Source organism: Acinetobacter sp. S40 (assembly GCF_016624705.1).
In the GTDB taxonomy this organism is placed as follows: Bacteria; Pseudomonadota; Gammaproteobacteria; order Pseudomonadales; family Moraxellaceae; genus Acinetobacter.
In genome coordinates, this window is sequence record NZ_JACVTU010000010.1 from 29,342 (window position 1) to 43,904 (window position 14,563).

13 protein-coding genes and 3 tRNA genes are annotated in these 14,563 nt (G+C 39.7%); 6 read left to right on the plus strand and 10 right to left on the minus strand.

Annotation, left to right across the window (positions count from 1 at the left end; all coding sequences use genetic code 11):
• Positions 1-71: 71 nt before the first annotated feature.
• From IAE19_RS12125 to IAE19_RS12145, 5 genes are all read right to left on the minus strand, one after another.
• A complete protein-coding gene (locus IAE19_RS12125) occupies positions 72-455 on the minus strand; it encodes a VOC family protein (RefSeq protein ID WP_200461196.1) in 384 nt (127 codons plus the stop codon).
• 99 nt (positions 456-554) lie between these two features.
• Complete coding sequence (locus IAE19_RS12130; protein WP_320159423.1) at positions 555-845, minus strand: hypothetical protein; 291 nt, start codon at positions 843-845, stop codon at positions 555-557.
• 118 nt (positions 846-963) lie between these two features.
• Positions 964-1,040, minus strand: a tRNA-Arg gene (locus IAE19_RS12135).
• A 51-nt stretch (positions 1,041-1,091) separates the two neighbouring features.
• Positions 1,092-1,168: transfer RNA gene (locus IAE19_RS12140), tRNA-Arg, on the minus strand.
• Positions 1,169-1,179: 11 nt separating this feature from the next.
• Positions 1,180-1,269, minus strand: a tRNA-Ser gene (locus tag IAE19_RS12145).
• A 263-nt stretch (positions 1,270-1,532) separates the two neighbouring features.
• Between IAE19_RS12145 and rnr the strand changes: the two genes are divergently transcribed.
• The 5 genes from rnr to IAE19_RS12170 all read left to right on the plus strand — a co-directional run bounded on the left by rnr (position 1,533) and on the right by IAE19_RS12170 (position 7,473).
• On the plus strand, positions 1,533-3,944 hold the full coding sequence (rnr, locus tag IAE19_RS12150; protein WP_200461252.1) for a ribonuclease R: 2,412 nt from the start codon (positions 1,533-1,535) through the stop codon (positions 3,942-3,944).
• Between the two features lie 21 nt (positions 3,945-3,965).
• Positions 3,966-4,565, plus strand: coding sequence for a dihydrofolate reductase family protein (locus IAE19_RS12155; protein WP_200461198.1), 600 nt, complete (start codon positions 3,966-3,968; stop codon positions 4,563-4,565).
• Between the two features lie 165 nt (positions 4,566-4,730).
• Positions 4,731-6,770, plus strand: a complete 2,040-nt coding sequence (locus IAE19_RS12160; protein ID WP_200461199.1) for a M3 family metallopeptidase — start codon at positions 4,731-4,733, stop codon at positions 6,768-6,770.
• A 43-nt stretch (positions 6,771-6,813) separates the two neighbouring features.
• Complete coding sequence (locus IAE19_RS12165) at positions 6,814-7,023, plus strand: YheV family putative zinc ribbon protein (protein WP_200461200.1); 210 nt, start codon at positions 6,814-6,816, stop codon at positions 7,021-7,023.
• Positions 7,024-7,035: 12 nt separating this feature from the next.
• Positions 7,036-7,473 (plus strand): hypothetical protein, encoded by a 438-nt coding sequence (locus IAE19_RS12170; protein WP_200461201.1) that lies wholly within the window; start codon positions 7,036-7,038, stop codon positions 7,471-7,473.
• Positions 7,474-7,843: 370 nt separating this feature from the next.
• Here the strand turns inward: IAE19_RS12170 and IAE19_RS12175 are convergent, their stop codons facing one another.
• From IAE19_RS12175 to IAE19_RS12195, 5 genes are all read right to left on the minus strand, one after another.
• On the minus strand, positions 7,844-10,042 hold the full coding sequence (locus IAE19_RS12175; protein WP_200461202.1) for a TRAP transporter large permease subunit: 2,199 nt from the start codon (positions 10,040-10,042) through the stop codon (positions 7,844-7,846).
• A gap of 156 nt (positions 10,043-10,198) precedes the next feature.
• The gene (gene rrtA / locus IAE19_RS12180; protein WP_200461203.1) at positions 10,199-10,792 is read right to left on the minus strand and encodes a rhombosortase; all 594 of its coding nucleotides are present in this window, start codon (positions 10,790-10,792) and stop codon (positions 10,199-10,201) included.
• A 114-nt stretch (positions 10,793-10,906) separates the two neighbouring features.
• Positions 10,907-12,007, minus strand: a complete 1,101-nt coding sequence (locus IAE19_RS12185) for a hypothetical protein (RefSeq protein ID WP_200461204.1) — start codon at positions 12,005-12,007, stop codon at positions 10,907-10,909.
• A 544-nt stretch (positions 12,008-12,551) separates the two neighbouring features.
• On the minus strand, positions 12,552-12,935 hold the full coding sequence (locus IAE19_RS16650) for a hypothetical protein (RefSeq protein ID WP_227612255.1): 384 nt from the start codon (positions 12,933-12,935) through the stop codon (positions 12,552-12,554).
• Positions 12,928-13,185: a succinate dehydrogenase assembly factor 2 gene (locus IAE19_RS12195; protein ID WP_200461205.1), complete on the minus strand. Its 258-nt coding sequence runs from the start codon at positions 13,183-13,185 to the stop codon at positions 12,928-12,930. The genes IAE19_RS16650 and IAE19_RS12195 overlap by 8 nt, the downstream gene beginning before the upstream one ends.
• 188 nt (positions 13,186-13,373) lie before the next feature.
• Between IAE19_RS12195 and IAE19_RS12200 the strand changes: the two genes are divergently transcribed.
• Positions 13,374-14,546: an acyl-CoA dehydrogenase family protein gene (locus tag IAE19_RS12200; protein ID WP_200461206.1), complete on the plus strand. Its 1,173-nt coding sequence runs from the start codon at positions 13,374-13,376 to the stop codon at positions 14,544-14,546.
• The last annotated feature ends 17 nt before the right edge of the window (positions 14,547-14,563 follow it).

Below are 14,563 nucleotides of genomic sequence, written 5' to 3' on the forward strand. Positions count from 1 at the left end.
TAAATGTATTACAAAGATTTATATACATACTGTATATATGAAATACGTAATAAAAGTAACTTTTTTTACATTTATAATGTTATAGATGCATTCTTTCGAAATATTCGACTGGAAATTGAAACCGAATTACCTTCAGTATCTTTAGCATTTGCAAATTGATAACCATTAGCCTGATGTATTGCGCCAAAAATAAGCCCTTTGGATAAACACAGCGACTTGAATGAAGCAATATCTTCGACTGAAAATACCAATTTAATATTCGCCTGACCAGTTTTTACGCTTTTTGCCGCCTGATGAATTAAAATGGTAATGCCCTGATCGGGTGAGTTTAATTCGATTAATCCCTCTTTACTATAATCATCACCTTCAAATGCAAAATACGTTTGATAAAACTTTGCCAGCCGCTGCATATCTTTGGCATACATGATGATCGTATGTAAAACTGGAGGCGTCATTTTTTATTTCCTTGTTTTTTAGCTTCAATATACAGCAAGATCACATATTGATATTATTATTCTTAACGAATGTAAGACTCGACTATCCTCGCCCTAAAATCACCACAAGAGTAAATTTTCACAGACCGTTAAAGACTTTCGCGCTTGTTGCTGCTCGGCTCGTTTTAAATCTTGAAACTGCGAAAAGACCTTTTGGGCAAATCGTTCTTTAAAGGCAGGCTTATGTAATGCATAGTCTGGATAAGAATGTTTTTGCACCTTCGCCATTTCTTTGAAAATTTGATCTTTTTCTTTTAAGTCATTCTGTTGAATCACCAAGCATAATAATGCGCGATAATCTTCGTATTGAGCCTGAGACGGCTGCCAGACTTTATAAGCAATAAAACTCACAAAGCAGATAGACAGGGTTATAAATAGAAATTTAATCAATGGCATGAAATAAATAAGGTATACATTTTATAGATATTATAAACAAAAAAACCGCATTTAAGCGGTTAATTGTTCAAGTTGGTGCGCTCAGAGAGATTCGAACTCCCGACCCCTTAGTTCGTAGCCAAGTGCTCTATCCAGCTGAGCTATGAGCGCATTACTTGTGTGCCATTAATCTGGCCTTCGTTACTTTTGCCATGTTTTACTTGGTGCGCTCAGAGAGATTCGAACTCCCGACCCCTTAGTTCGTAGCCAAGTGCTCTATCCAGCTGAGCTATGAGCGCATTAAGTAAAGTGGCGGTGAGAGAGGGATTCGAACCCTCGGTACAGTTACCCGTACGCATCCTTAGCAGGGATGTGGTTTAAGCCACTCACCCATCTCACCGTAACGAGCCGCCATAATACAAACTTAGCCTATGAACTGCAAGTCATCACATCTAATTTTTCTTAGTTTTTTATCCAATCAACTATTTTTTAAACAAAATTGTACTCTGTCGAATGATTTAGTCTTTACAGCTTGTTAATATAATGACTATGTTTGAGCTATACGCATCTAAATATAAATAACATAGACTTGTCATGATGATCGTGCAGAATGTTACTGCATAAGCTATGCTAAACTTATCTTCAAATATGAAGCCAAAAGACATTATGAAAAACTGGGTAGACCCTGAAGCGAAAGCAGAATCTGAGCGTTACGAAAATCCTATCCCTAGCCGGACGCTTATTTTAAAGACACTCGAGCAAATCGACACGCCTCTCTCGCATGCCGAATTAGTCGATCATTTTGAAATCAAAGATCAAAAAAGTATAGAAGCCTTAAGTCATCGTTTAAGCGCGATGGTTCGTGATGGTCAAATCGCCAAAGATGGTTTTAAATTTCAGCTTCTTGGGGATCAGCCTACTTTTGAAGCGACCGTTTATATTAATAACAAAGGTCTGGGCTCTGCCCATATCGATGGTCAAAATGATCTCTTGTTACCTGAGCGTGAGTTACGCTTGGTATTTAATGGCGATCGTGTCAAAGTTCGTCAGACTTCGGTTGACCGTAAAGGCAAAGGCTGGGGCTTTATTACTGAAGTGATGCAGCACCGCATCAAACAATTAATTGGCAAGGTAGCAGAACATGAAGGTGAATTTCATATTCAGCCCGCTGCGCCTAATGCACATCAGCCAATTCCTTTAGAAAAAGAGTTGATTGAGCATGCCAATGCCAAAGTTGGCGATTATTTGCGTATTGAGATTGATGACTATCCAACGCGTGAAGAATTTGCAACAGGCCATGTCATTCAGTCGATGGCAGACAAAGCTGATACCGAGATCATTATTCCTCAGACCATTTTAGAATATGGCCTGCCTTATGAATTTCCTGAAGAAGTAGTCGCCGAGGCTGAAAGCTTTAAAGAACCCTCTAAAAAAGATATTGCAGATCGTATCGATTTGCGTGATTTACCGTTAGTGACCATCGATGGTGAAGATGCGCGTGATTTTGATGATGCCGTCTATGCTGAAAAACGTTCAGGTGGCGGGTATCGTGTGGTAGTGGCAATTGCCGATGTCAGTCATTATGTGCGTTTAGGGAAACCACTTGATGATGAAGCTCAGGAACGCGGTACATCGGTATATTTTCCGCATTTCGTGCTACCGATGTTACCAGAAGCTCTTTCTAACGGACTTTGCTCATTAAATCCGCACGTTGATCGTTTGTGTATGGTTTGTGATCTAAAATTATCACGCGCTGGTCGTGTCATGGATTATGAATTTTACCCTTCGGTGATGCATTCCAAAGCACGTTTAACTTATACTCAGGTCGGACAATATTTTGATGGTCAAACCGATGCGGTTCCTACGGATAAATCCATTCAAAAATCTTTAAATACCTTATTTCAACTCTATCAAACACTTAAAGAATTACGCGCAAAACGTCATGCGATGGAGTTTGAAACCATTGAAACCTATATGACGTTTGATGAGTTAGGCGGAATTAAGGAAATTTTGCCTCGTACACGCAATGAAGCACATAAGCTTATTGAAGAATGTATGTTACTGGCCAATGTCGCAGCAGCAGAATACGCTTTAAAACATGATATCCCAATGCTCTATCGTGTCCATGAAGCACCTGAATTTTCTCGTATTCAAAAAGTGAAAGACTTTGTCAAACTATTAGGCTTACCTTTCCCTGATCTACCAACGCAGGCAGATTATCAGCGTGTGATCGAAGCAACCAAAGATCGCATCGATGCACCCAGTATTCATGCGGTGCTGTTACGCTCGATGATGCAAGCTTTTTACGGCGCAAAAAATGCGGGGCATTATGGCTTGGCGTATGAAGCGTATACACATTTTACCTCGCCTATTCGTCGCTACCCTGATTTACTCTTACATCGTTCAATCAAGGCCCATTTGCAACAAAAACCTTATCCACTTTCTGGTGCAGCACTCGATGATGCGGGAGAACATTTCTCTAAAACTGAACGCCGTGCTGATGAAGCGTCACGTAGCGTGACGTCATGGTTAAAATGTCATTATATGCAGCAGCATTTGGGCGAAGAGTTTATTGGTATTATCAGTGCTGTAACTGAGTTTGGCTTGTTTGTAACCTTAAAGGATTTATATGTAGATGGTATGATTCATGTCAGCCATTTAGGTGATGATTTCTTCCTTTATGATCAAGCAAGTCAAAGTTTGGTAGGTCAAAATCGTGGGCAGATTTTTGGTTTAGGTGATGAACTCAAAATTAAAGTCGCTGCTGTAAATCTGGAAGAACGCAAGATTGATTTTGAGTTAATTCAGCAAATTACTCATGCAGGTCGAATCATTCGTAGTCGCGCACCACGGACTGCCAAAGCTCAAACCACTGAACATGTGTTTAATTCACACGTTGAGCCTGATGAGCAACCCTCACGAAAGAAAGAGAAATCGAAAAATAAGCCGAGTTCTTATGCCAAAAAATCGGGCAAGAAAGCAACTGCACCAGTGACGGCAAAACCAGAAAAGGTGAAGAAAAAAACCAAACCTAAACGTAAGAAATCCAATGCGAAAAGCAAACTGGATACTTAAATAGACCTCAGGAAGGCGAATATGGGCAAAGTCATATGCGGTATTTGTATATCTGTTGATGGTTTTGTCGCAGGCCTCCATATGACTGAAGATAAACCTTTTGGTGAATTACCCAATATTCACCAAAGTTTATGCAAATGGTTATTTGGTCAAGCCGATCAAAACAAGAATGAAATCGCCAGTCTAACCTCTGCGGGCGCATTTATTATGGGTCGTAACATGTTTGGTCCAACTGGACCAGAATATAATACATGGCAAGGCTGGTGGGGTGAGGAACCGCCCTATCATGCTCCTGTTTTTGTACTAACCCACACAGCACGTGAAAATTTTTCTTTACAGGGAGGAACGACTTTTCATTTTGTGACGGATGGAATACATAGCGCATTGGAAAAGGCAAAAAAGCTTGCTGGTGAAAAAGATGTAGCTATTGCAGGAGGCGCCTGTACCGTTAATCAATATCTGAGAGCGGGTCTAATCGATGAATTATGGCTACATGTTGTTCCAATCATTGTGGGTCAAGGTCAACGTTTATTTGAGGATATGCCCCCTATTAATTTAGAGATACTTGAACAAAGGGGTACAGACCTAGTTACCCATATAAAATATCGCATTATGAAATAGAATAGGTTTTTTGCATGATTTGTGCAGAATAACGATTTATCTAAATGAATAAGATGGACTAAGGATTTAAAAAGAAATCATTTTAATAAATCCTGAGCTCAACTTGATTTCCTTGCTTTAAACCCTTACATCTAGTCATAAGTTTAAAAAATTATGGCTACGACAATGACATTACAGAAAGCAACCCTTCCCGCTCCTCATTTTGATCACATCCAGCTTGATACACTCAAGCAAGACATCGAAAAAAATATTACACAAGGCCAACAGTTTCTACAGGCCTTAAAACAGGCTCCGACTGATTTTTCCGAGCAAGTGAAAGTATTGGAACAAATGGATGAGCTTGAAAATAATATGAGCGAATCATGGGGCGTCTTGTCTCATCTTAATGCCGTGATGAATAACGCTCAAACCCGCGAAGTTTATCAGTCGTTACTGCCTGCTTTGAGTGAATATTATACTCAACTGGGTCAGCACACGGCACTCTATCAGACCTATCAACACATCCATGACAGTCCACAATTTTCTGCTCTAAGCGCAGCCCAACAAAGTGCTATTCGTCTAGCTTTACGCGATTTTAAATTATCAGGTGTTGCACTCGAAGGTGATTCAAAAAAACGTTATGCAGAAATTTCGGCACGCTTATCACAACTATCTTCTGATTTTTCCAATCATGTTCTGGATGCAACCCAAGCTTATTTTAAGCCTTTGAATCAAGAGCAATTAGATGGCTTACCACAAAGCAGTATTGAGTTGTTAAAACAATACGGACAACAGCGTGAACTCGACCAACCCGTCGCAACACTAGATATGCCTGCCTATTTAGCGATTATGACTTACGCTAATGACCGCAGCTTACGCGAAGAACTATATAAAGCTTATACGACACGTGCGTCGGATCAATCAGATCATAAAGAGTTTGATAATACTGGCGTGATGGAAGAAATTCTAAAATTACGTCAAGAAATGGCAGCATTATTAGGTTTTAATAATTTTGCCGAATATTCACTCGCTAGCAAAATGGCCCCAGATGTAAAAACTGTACATGACTTTCTGGTTGATTTGGCTGAACATGCTCGCGCCCCAGCACTTAAGGAAATAGAGGAACTTAAATCGATTGCTCAACAGGATGGCATTGAGCAATTACAGCCTTGGGATAGTGGGTATTATTCAGAAAAACTTAAACAGAAACAGTTTAATTTATCTCAAGAAACCCTTAAACCATATTTTCCTGCACCTAAAATCATTCAGGGATTATTCCAGATCGTTAACCGTTTGTACGGCGTTCAGATTGTTGAACGTCTAGCACCCGTCTGGCATCCTGATGTTCATTATTATGAGCTCGAAGATCAAGGCAAAGTCATCGCTGGATTCTACTTCGACCTCTATGCACGTAATGGTAAACGAGGCGGTGCATGGATGAGCGGCTTCCGTTCCCGTATGCAAACCACACAAGGCTTACAAAAACCGATTTGCTATATGGTATGTAACTTTACCCCGCCTGTCGGTAATCAGCCTGCGCTACTTACTCATGATGAAGTAAATACGCTCTTTCATGAATTCGGGCATGGTTTACACCACATGCTGACTGAAGTAGATAATATCTCTGTTGCTGGAACACATGGAGTAGCATGGGATGCAGTAGAGCTACCAAGCCAGTTTATGGAGTTTTGGACATGGGATAAAGAAAGTCTGGATGTACTCAGTGAACATATTGAAACCAAAGAAGCATTACCTGAAGAATTACTCAGCGCATTGTTAAATGCTCGTTTCTTTCAATCTGGAATGCAGACACTTAGACAAATTGAATTTGCTTTGTTCGATTTAACCATTCATTCCAAAAATCCTGCATTAAACAGCACACAAATCCAGTCTGTTTTAGATGACATTCGCAGTCAATTTTCAGTATTGCCAACCACTTCATATAACCGTTTTCAAAACAGTTTTAGCCATATTTTTGCAGGCGGTTATGCGGCAGGATATTACTCATATAAATGGGCTGAAGTCCTTGCCAGTGATGCATTTGACCGCTTTGAGTCAGAAGGCATTTTTAACACAAAAACGGGGCATGAGTTTCGTGAAGCCATCCTCGCCGTGGGTGGCAAAGATACGGCTTTAGAGGCGTTTGTCAACTTCCGTGGTCGTGAACCAAAAATTGATGCATTATTACGTCATCAGGGTTGGACGAACGACCATAAAACGGCTTAAACTAAGCGTCAAAATTGTTCGTAAGTGGTTAGGAAGTGACAAAATGAAACGTCGGTTTATTGCAGGTGCTAAATGTCCAAAATGCGGTGCCGCAGATCGGATTGTCATGCTAACCACAAACGACGACGAATGGATTGAATGTATCGAATGTGACTATAGTGAAAATCGCCCTACTCATGTTGAAGAGCCTGATGTACCAGCGGTCGCTGATGAAGTCGGAGTGATACAATTCAAACCACGTCGTTCAAAATAAAAGGCTTAAGCAATGACGTTAGAACAACGCCATAACTCTCGTTTGTTATGGATCATTATTGGGGGAATCAGCATTCTTGTGTTGCTATTTTTTGCTGCACAATGGTTTTTTGCTGAAAGTCAGACTAAGTCCGTGCAAACCACCACACAGGCAGTTGAAGCACAGACTCCTGTATCCAAACCAGAAACAAAACCCGCTTTTCCTGCCGATTCATCTGCGGAAAGTGAGCCCGCGCCTCATGCTTTAATTGATGAATCAATTCTAAAAACACCCGTTCCTGATCAAGCCTCTCTTGCAAAAGAGGAAGTCGCTAAACTTGATGATATTCAAGCTCAGCTTAAAGAACAGCAATCAACGTTAAAAGCCCAACATCAGGATGCCGATACGTTGATTAAGCTAAAACAGGAACAAGTGAAGTTACTTGAAGCTCAGCTCTCCGAGCAAAAATAATTTCTTTAGATTTCAGAATTGGGCGGGTAACTTCCTTGCCCGATTATCTTTATCCTCTATTTCTCGTTCACGTGATGTCCTAGATAAAACGCTTACGCTTCTATCTTTAAAGTCTAAAGACACAATCACTCTTTTATCATTTTTCTTGGTACATGGTAAGCCGATTTTATAAAGACCTAAAAAGTCACTAAACTCTTATTTTTATATTAATCAAATATTCGATGGTGTAAGGCAAGTGATTGGCTGATAACTGAAGTTTTAATGATGAATTGATCTATGCATAATGGTTTAATTATTCTCATGATTACTAGCCTCCAATAAATAAAGCACCCGAAGGTGCTTTAATGTTTGAATAAGATGGATATTCTAATTAATGATACCAACCAAACATCTTAAAGATATAAGGCGCAAAGGTCACAATCATTAAAGCTGGGAATAACACCATGATCGGTAATAACCAGCGTTCATAACGATAATAGAAACTGGTATATTTTTCTTTGGCTTCGCGATCTGCCGCCGCGACTTCTTCGTCTCCTACTGACAACCTCGTCAATAGATGATTGAGCGCCACTGGTGGAGTAACATAACCCAATTCAAATGCAACCAATACAATCATCCAGAAATGAATAGGATGAATACCATTTTCATAAGCCACAGGTGCAATAGTCGCAGCCACTAAAATCACTGCACCAAATGGATCGGTACACATACCAATTAATGCTAGCAACATCGCAATAAAGAACAATGAAATATAAATACTGCCCAAATGTGTCGGCAAATATTCCACAATCTCGGTACGTTCGATTAGTCCACCAACACTTGCAGAAAGTGCCATTAGAATAATTAACGCACCGATATGTCCTACTGTTTCTGCAGTGGCAAAGTGCATTGAACTAAAGAAACCACGACGGTACTGAGTACTTTGTGCACCATGCTCACGCAAGTATGGCGAATCCTGTTCATGTTGCTTAATCAAAGACTCATGCGCTTGCACTTGAGGTAAATGTTCAGGTTCTTTACGCAACTTATCAAACAAAATAATCGCGATTAGCACCAGAGGTAAAATTACAGGTGCGGTGAATTCGTTCATACTTGTATCTAAACCATACTTATAAAACGCTAACACCACAACAGTAATAACAATATAAGGAATAACAGGTATCAACGCACGTAGCATACCTGGCACAGCCACTTTAGGTGAATTCACGCGGAATTTAGTTTCAGCTAACAGCAACGATACACCTAGGAAAATAAATGCCGTCAGCCAGAAAACATAAAAACCATGATCAAATAATTCATCCGAAGTCACATGACGACTATCTAGCATTGCGATCAAAACAACCAATAGACATGGACGAATCACCACACCCAACGAGCCTGACATTGCAGAAACAGCCAATGCATACTGACGACGTGCTCCTGAATTCCAGACTTCTTTATAAATAATCGCACCAGCTGCAATAACGAAAATACCCGATGCGCCTGTGTAAGCGGTAGGAATAGCTGCTGCTAAAAGAATTAACCAAGTCAATGTTTCAGGTGCAAGGTTCCAAGGACGCAGAATGTTCAGGAACAGGTCCATCACACGAGTCTGAGTCAATAACATACCCGCCCAGATAAATAACGCCAAATTCAAGAAGATCCCTGAGAATTCGACCAGAATACTCAAATAAATCCCTTGCCCCATTGGATAATCCATGAAGAAGGTAAATGCTATGCCTGTCAAAATTGACATAAAAGCATATAAGGGCACACTGAGTAATGCTAAACCAAAATTCCCACCAGGTTGAGCTGTTTTCGGAATCCTGAACAACTGATAAAGACTAATTAAGGTCAAAATACCAAATAGTCCCATCCACAACCATGCAATGACCAGTGTTTCTGTAGTCAATGCAACACCAGAATTGATCAGGGAACGATATTGGCTAATTGTAGAAGCAGTTAATAAAGCATTACCCAAAACCATTGCTACAGAATAGACACGAAAATCAATTCGGGTTTTTGGACTACGCAAGCCAATATGGTGAATTTTCAAGCTAGCGGTAATGGCTGCAAAGAACACCATAACCAGCAGGAAAATCGTACGATTCTCTGTACCAAATTTAAAGATACCAAAGAAAGTGGTTTCCATAGTTCGATAAGCACGAAGCGATGGATGCGATTCAATATGCTTCATTGCTTTATCGTAAAACTGATGTTTTTCTTCACAAAGTTGTTGTGCTGCTAACAAAGAAGCACGAACATCAGACTCAGATGCTGCACCAAAAAAGTCAGCAAACTCATCGTGTTTATTGGCCTGCATCTGTTGCTGAACCTGCGCATCTATATTTGGATGGCGTTCACACTCTGGTTTTTGTGGTTCAGCACGTAAAAAGGAATATTGCATCCCGACTGCGGGATCACCATATAAACGCTCTCCCATCCGTAACATCTGACCATGGATCATTTCACCTGTTCCAATAATCAGGGTCAGTAATAACATAATGAGGATGACGTATGTTGAAATCCATTCGTTCCAGATATAACCCAGAAACCCCAGGCCAGATCTATTTTCTTGATTTTCTTGCATGTCTTTTCCAGTTCTTTTGCAGCATTACCCAAAACCAGCGATAGTTTTAAGTAATCTCTCCTTGGCAATAGGTTATTCCATCCCCCATTGCAGTCCTTTTCCATTGTTTAAATTTGCAACATACCTTTCCATTAAAGAATGGCTTGATCACAATTTTTAGCGGTTTATTTTGTCAACTTTTTCGCATTTTAACTTTTGTTTGAATAAATAGGCCATTCCTGATAATAATCCCCCTAAGGCCCCTAACCAATGTGCTTCAACTAATATTGGGCTACCGATCAATTGTGCTGTACGGCTATTGCCCCATGTATTTTCCCAAATGATTTTAATGACAATTAAAGCAATCACTAACATAGCGAAATTACGTTCTTTGGGATATTCCAAATATACGATAGCAACAGCAACATACATACCATGTAATACCCCTGAAAGCCCGGCATAAGCCTCGATATGTGGCATAAAGAAATAAAAAATCAGACTAATAAAAGGCGATAAAACGAGTAGTAACAACATCATATGTCGTGTTCGGGCATGCGGAAAAATAAAAGGCAAACAGCCAAATGCCAACATATTGAGCAGAAAATGTATCCAGCCGACATGCACCCAATGCGCTGTCCATAATCGCCAAAACTCTGTTAATAGCGCAGGGCGCCAATAAATAAAGACATCTGAAAACACCTGCAAACATGCCGAAATGGAAATACATACAGCGACAAAAATCACTTTTTTAATGAGATCCTCATCTTTCATGATCCGCCTCCATTCACATGCACAAAAGGGACAAAGCGTTATTAAACAGCCTTATCCCCTCCACTATAAATCAAAATATCCAGTTCTACGATTTACACTTTTTGTCTGCCGAGTTTATTCAGCTGGCTTTTCCTCAGTTGTGCTTGGTGGTGTATCTGTACTGCTGGCATCTGTACCACTATCGTTAAATAAATCTTCCAATTCTGAAGAAGTTTTGCCACTTTCATCCCAGAATGTCGACATACCGCCATCACCTGTACGCACGCCCGTATTTTCAGTCCAGTAACGATCAGAAATACCACGTACCATCACACCGCCCATAGCATCCAATAATCTAAAATTTGGATTTACAGGTTTATCATCACCACGGGATTCGGCATACGATCTAAGCGCATCGCGAATTTTATTATCATCTCCACTCGCCTGAGCCGCCACCGCATATAAAGCATGCGATAAACGTACTCCCTTTTGCTCTCCAATCTGCATAGACTGCTTAAGTGTTACATATGGATCAGGCTTGCCTTCATCAGCCCCTGGTAACAAAGTCCAGATAACAGCACGAGTTGCATTCGGCACACCCCAATATTTGGTATTATCCAAACATGCCATACTACGTTCAACGATCCCTGCAATATCTTTTGGAACATTGACATCCCCACCAGAATTGATGTCATTGGTCACTGCCTGTAAACCACTTAATAACCCAAGCAGATAAGTCAATTGATCCTTGTCACTACGCATCTTCGGACAAGATTCGCCCAAATGATACTTGTATTTTTTCTCCCAACGTTCAGCAAATAGTTGATAACCATTATATTGACGTTGCGCTGCAACGGCTGCCCAGCGTTTTTGTTCTATACGAGCATCTTGCGCTTCTGTAACTTGTCCAGCTTTTGAAGCTCTTAAATAATGTAATTCAGCTTCAAGTGCCTGATTTTCTGCACACATACCCGCACCTGCATACAGCAAAACTGCCATATTAGTTGGGTCAGCTCCCATATCTTTGGTGGCCATAATGGCAGGTGTTAAAGCATTTCCAGAATTACAAATCATATCCACATCACCCATTGCCAAAATAGGTGGAACGATATGATTTTCACTAAAATTCAAGGCAACATTGGCACCTGATTTGACCACATAAGAACATCCAGATAATACAGATGAGGCAAGAACCGCAACGGCCAAACCCTGACCTATTTTGAATATTTTTGGCATTTCCTATCCCTCGAAATCATTTTATTTTTCCTTTGGGTTGTACCTTATCAGATGCACAATCCGAATAAAAGAGCAATTACTCTAATATTAATCCCGCAATATGACATAAATAAATGATGGAAAAATTGGCACTTTTATAGTTTTTACATAAATTTTAGGCAAAAAAAAGTAGCATTGCGACGGTTCAGCACATGCTACTTATTAACTGGAGAATGGGTTGTACTCTTATTTATTGATGGTGTTCAATATAATCCCTGAGTAAAGTTCCTGCTCGTCCTATAACCACTGCCAAAACAAAAGCAATGACTGGAAACAACCACGTTGGAATATCGATCATTTCTGACCTCCTTCACACTTTACGTTGGTGTTTGTACTTTAACCGATGTAATTTATACATAACGATAAAATTGTCAGACAATCATTTGATTTAAGATTTTTTCAATAATTTGATCAGACAATATGATTAATTTCTTAGGTTTTTTACAATAACCATATGTTTTTAAATAATTTTAAATTTAACACAGGTTTTAAAATTGTTTAACAATTAGAACAATTTTGCCATAACTTTAAGCTGTTTCCATTCATTTAAGCTAACTTGATCACGCCAAATTATGTATGAATTGTTATTTTGATAAAAATGCAGAACGATATAAATATGGTGATCTACCACTTTGTAAAGCTGTGCTTGTTCAATCTGCTCTTGATTTGACCATTGAATTGACCAAAGATGTTGATCCAGATAAGCCAAAGCCCACATTTTGGGACGCTTCAAATACATTGTATAGGCAATAATTGCCAAAAAAGTTCCAATCAAAAAAATATAAAAAGGAAAAAGATGGAACCAGATGATTCCGATCAGTAACAACATTCCCAACTGAAACAACAGGGCAAGCAAGCTGCGTTTCAGTTGAAATTGATGATTAACCATGCACGTAATGCTTAAGCTTCAAAATAAAAGTTTTGAGCTCTGGCTTCGGTGGTTCAGATACTTCCATAAACCAATCCAGTAAATCTGGATCTTCCTGATCAACTAATTCAGCAAAAAGTGCTTTTTCTGCTGCTTCCGCTGTCAGATAATGATTTCGGACATAAGGATCAAAATAAACATCAATTTCTTTAAGCCCGCGTCGCGCACGATAAATCACTTTACGCTCTTCGAGGGTGAGTTCTTCAGACATTAGATTCCCCAAGTCGATAAAAAACTTCGCTAGTTTAACCGATCAGCGCCGATTTGTGGTCAATTGATTTGCCCGAATGACTAAATCCATCATCACAATATAACTTTTGAGCATTCATCCCATTGTTTGCCTTAGCTATATGATTTTTACTTTCTGTTGGTAAAACAAACTGCAAGGATACAACAACAATGCAATCAGGTGCGATTCGTCCAATTCCCAATATGCTTGAGCGCAATCTTTTTAATGAGGAGCATAACGCCTTTCGTGAAACTGTGCGTAAATTTTATGAAAAGGAAGTTGTTCCCAACATCGAAAAATATGAAAAACAACAACATGTTGACCGTGATTTATGGAACAAGGCAGGTGATTTGGGATTGTTATGTACCACGATGCCTGAACAATACGGAGGTTCTGGAGTAGATCGCTTATACAGCATGATTTTAATTGAAGAACAAGCTTATGCTATGGATTCTAGTACGGGATTTTCATTGCATTCTGATATCGTTGCTAATTACATTAATAATTTTGGCAATGAAGAACAAAAACAGACGTGGCTACCAAAAATGGCGACAGGTGAGACAGTTACTGCCATTGCCATGACGGAACCTGGAACTGGTTCAGATTTACAAGGGGTGCGTACTTCTGCTGTTTTAGAGGGGGATGAGTATGTCATCAATGGCTCAAAAATTTTTATCACCAATGGCTATTTATGCGATATGGCGATTGTCGTATGTAAAACAGGCAATAATGAAAAGGGATCAGCCAATTTATCTTTAATTATTGTTGAAGCCGATCGTGCAGGATTTAGTAAAGGTAAGCCACTCAATAAAATCGGCATGAAAGGTCAGGATACCTGCGAATTATTTTTTGACAATGTCCGTGTTCCAAAAGAAAACCTACTTGGTATGGAAGGCATGGGCTTTATGATGCTAATGAAAGAATTGGCATGGGAACGTATGTTAGTCGCAATCATCTGTCAAGCTGGGGCGGAAGCAGCGTTTGCACATACTGTTCAATACACCAAAGACCGCAAGGCTTTTGGCAAGCCAATAGGAACATTTCAGAATACACGTTTTAAACTGGCTGAACTACGTACAGAAATTGACTTTTGTAGAACTTACTTAGACCGTTGCATGCAATTACAATTGGAAGAACGTTTAGGGATAGATGCAGCCGCAGCGGCGAAATATAAAATTTCAGATATGTTTTCCAAAGTAGTCGATGACTGTTTACAACTTCATGGCGGTTATGGCTATATGCTGGAATACCCAATCGCTCGTGCTTATATTGATAATCGAGCTAACCGCATTTATGCAGGCACTAATGAAATCATGAAAGAGTTAATTTCTCGTACTCTCTAAATTACTCATTCTTAACT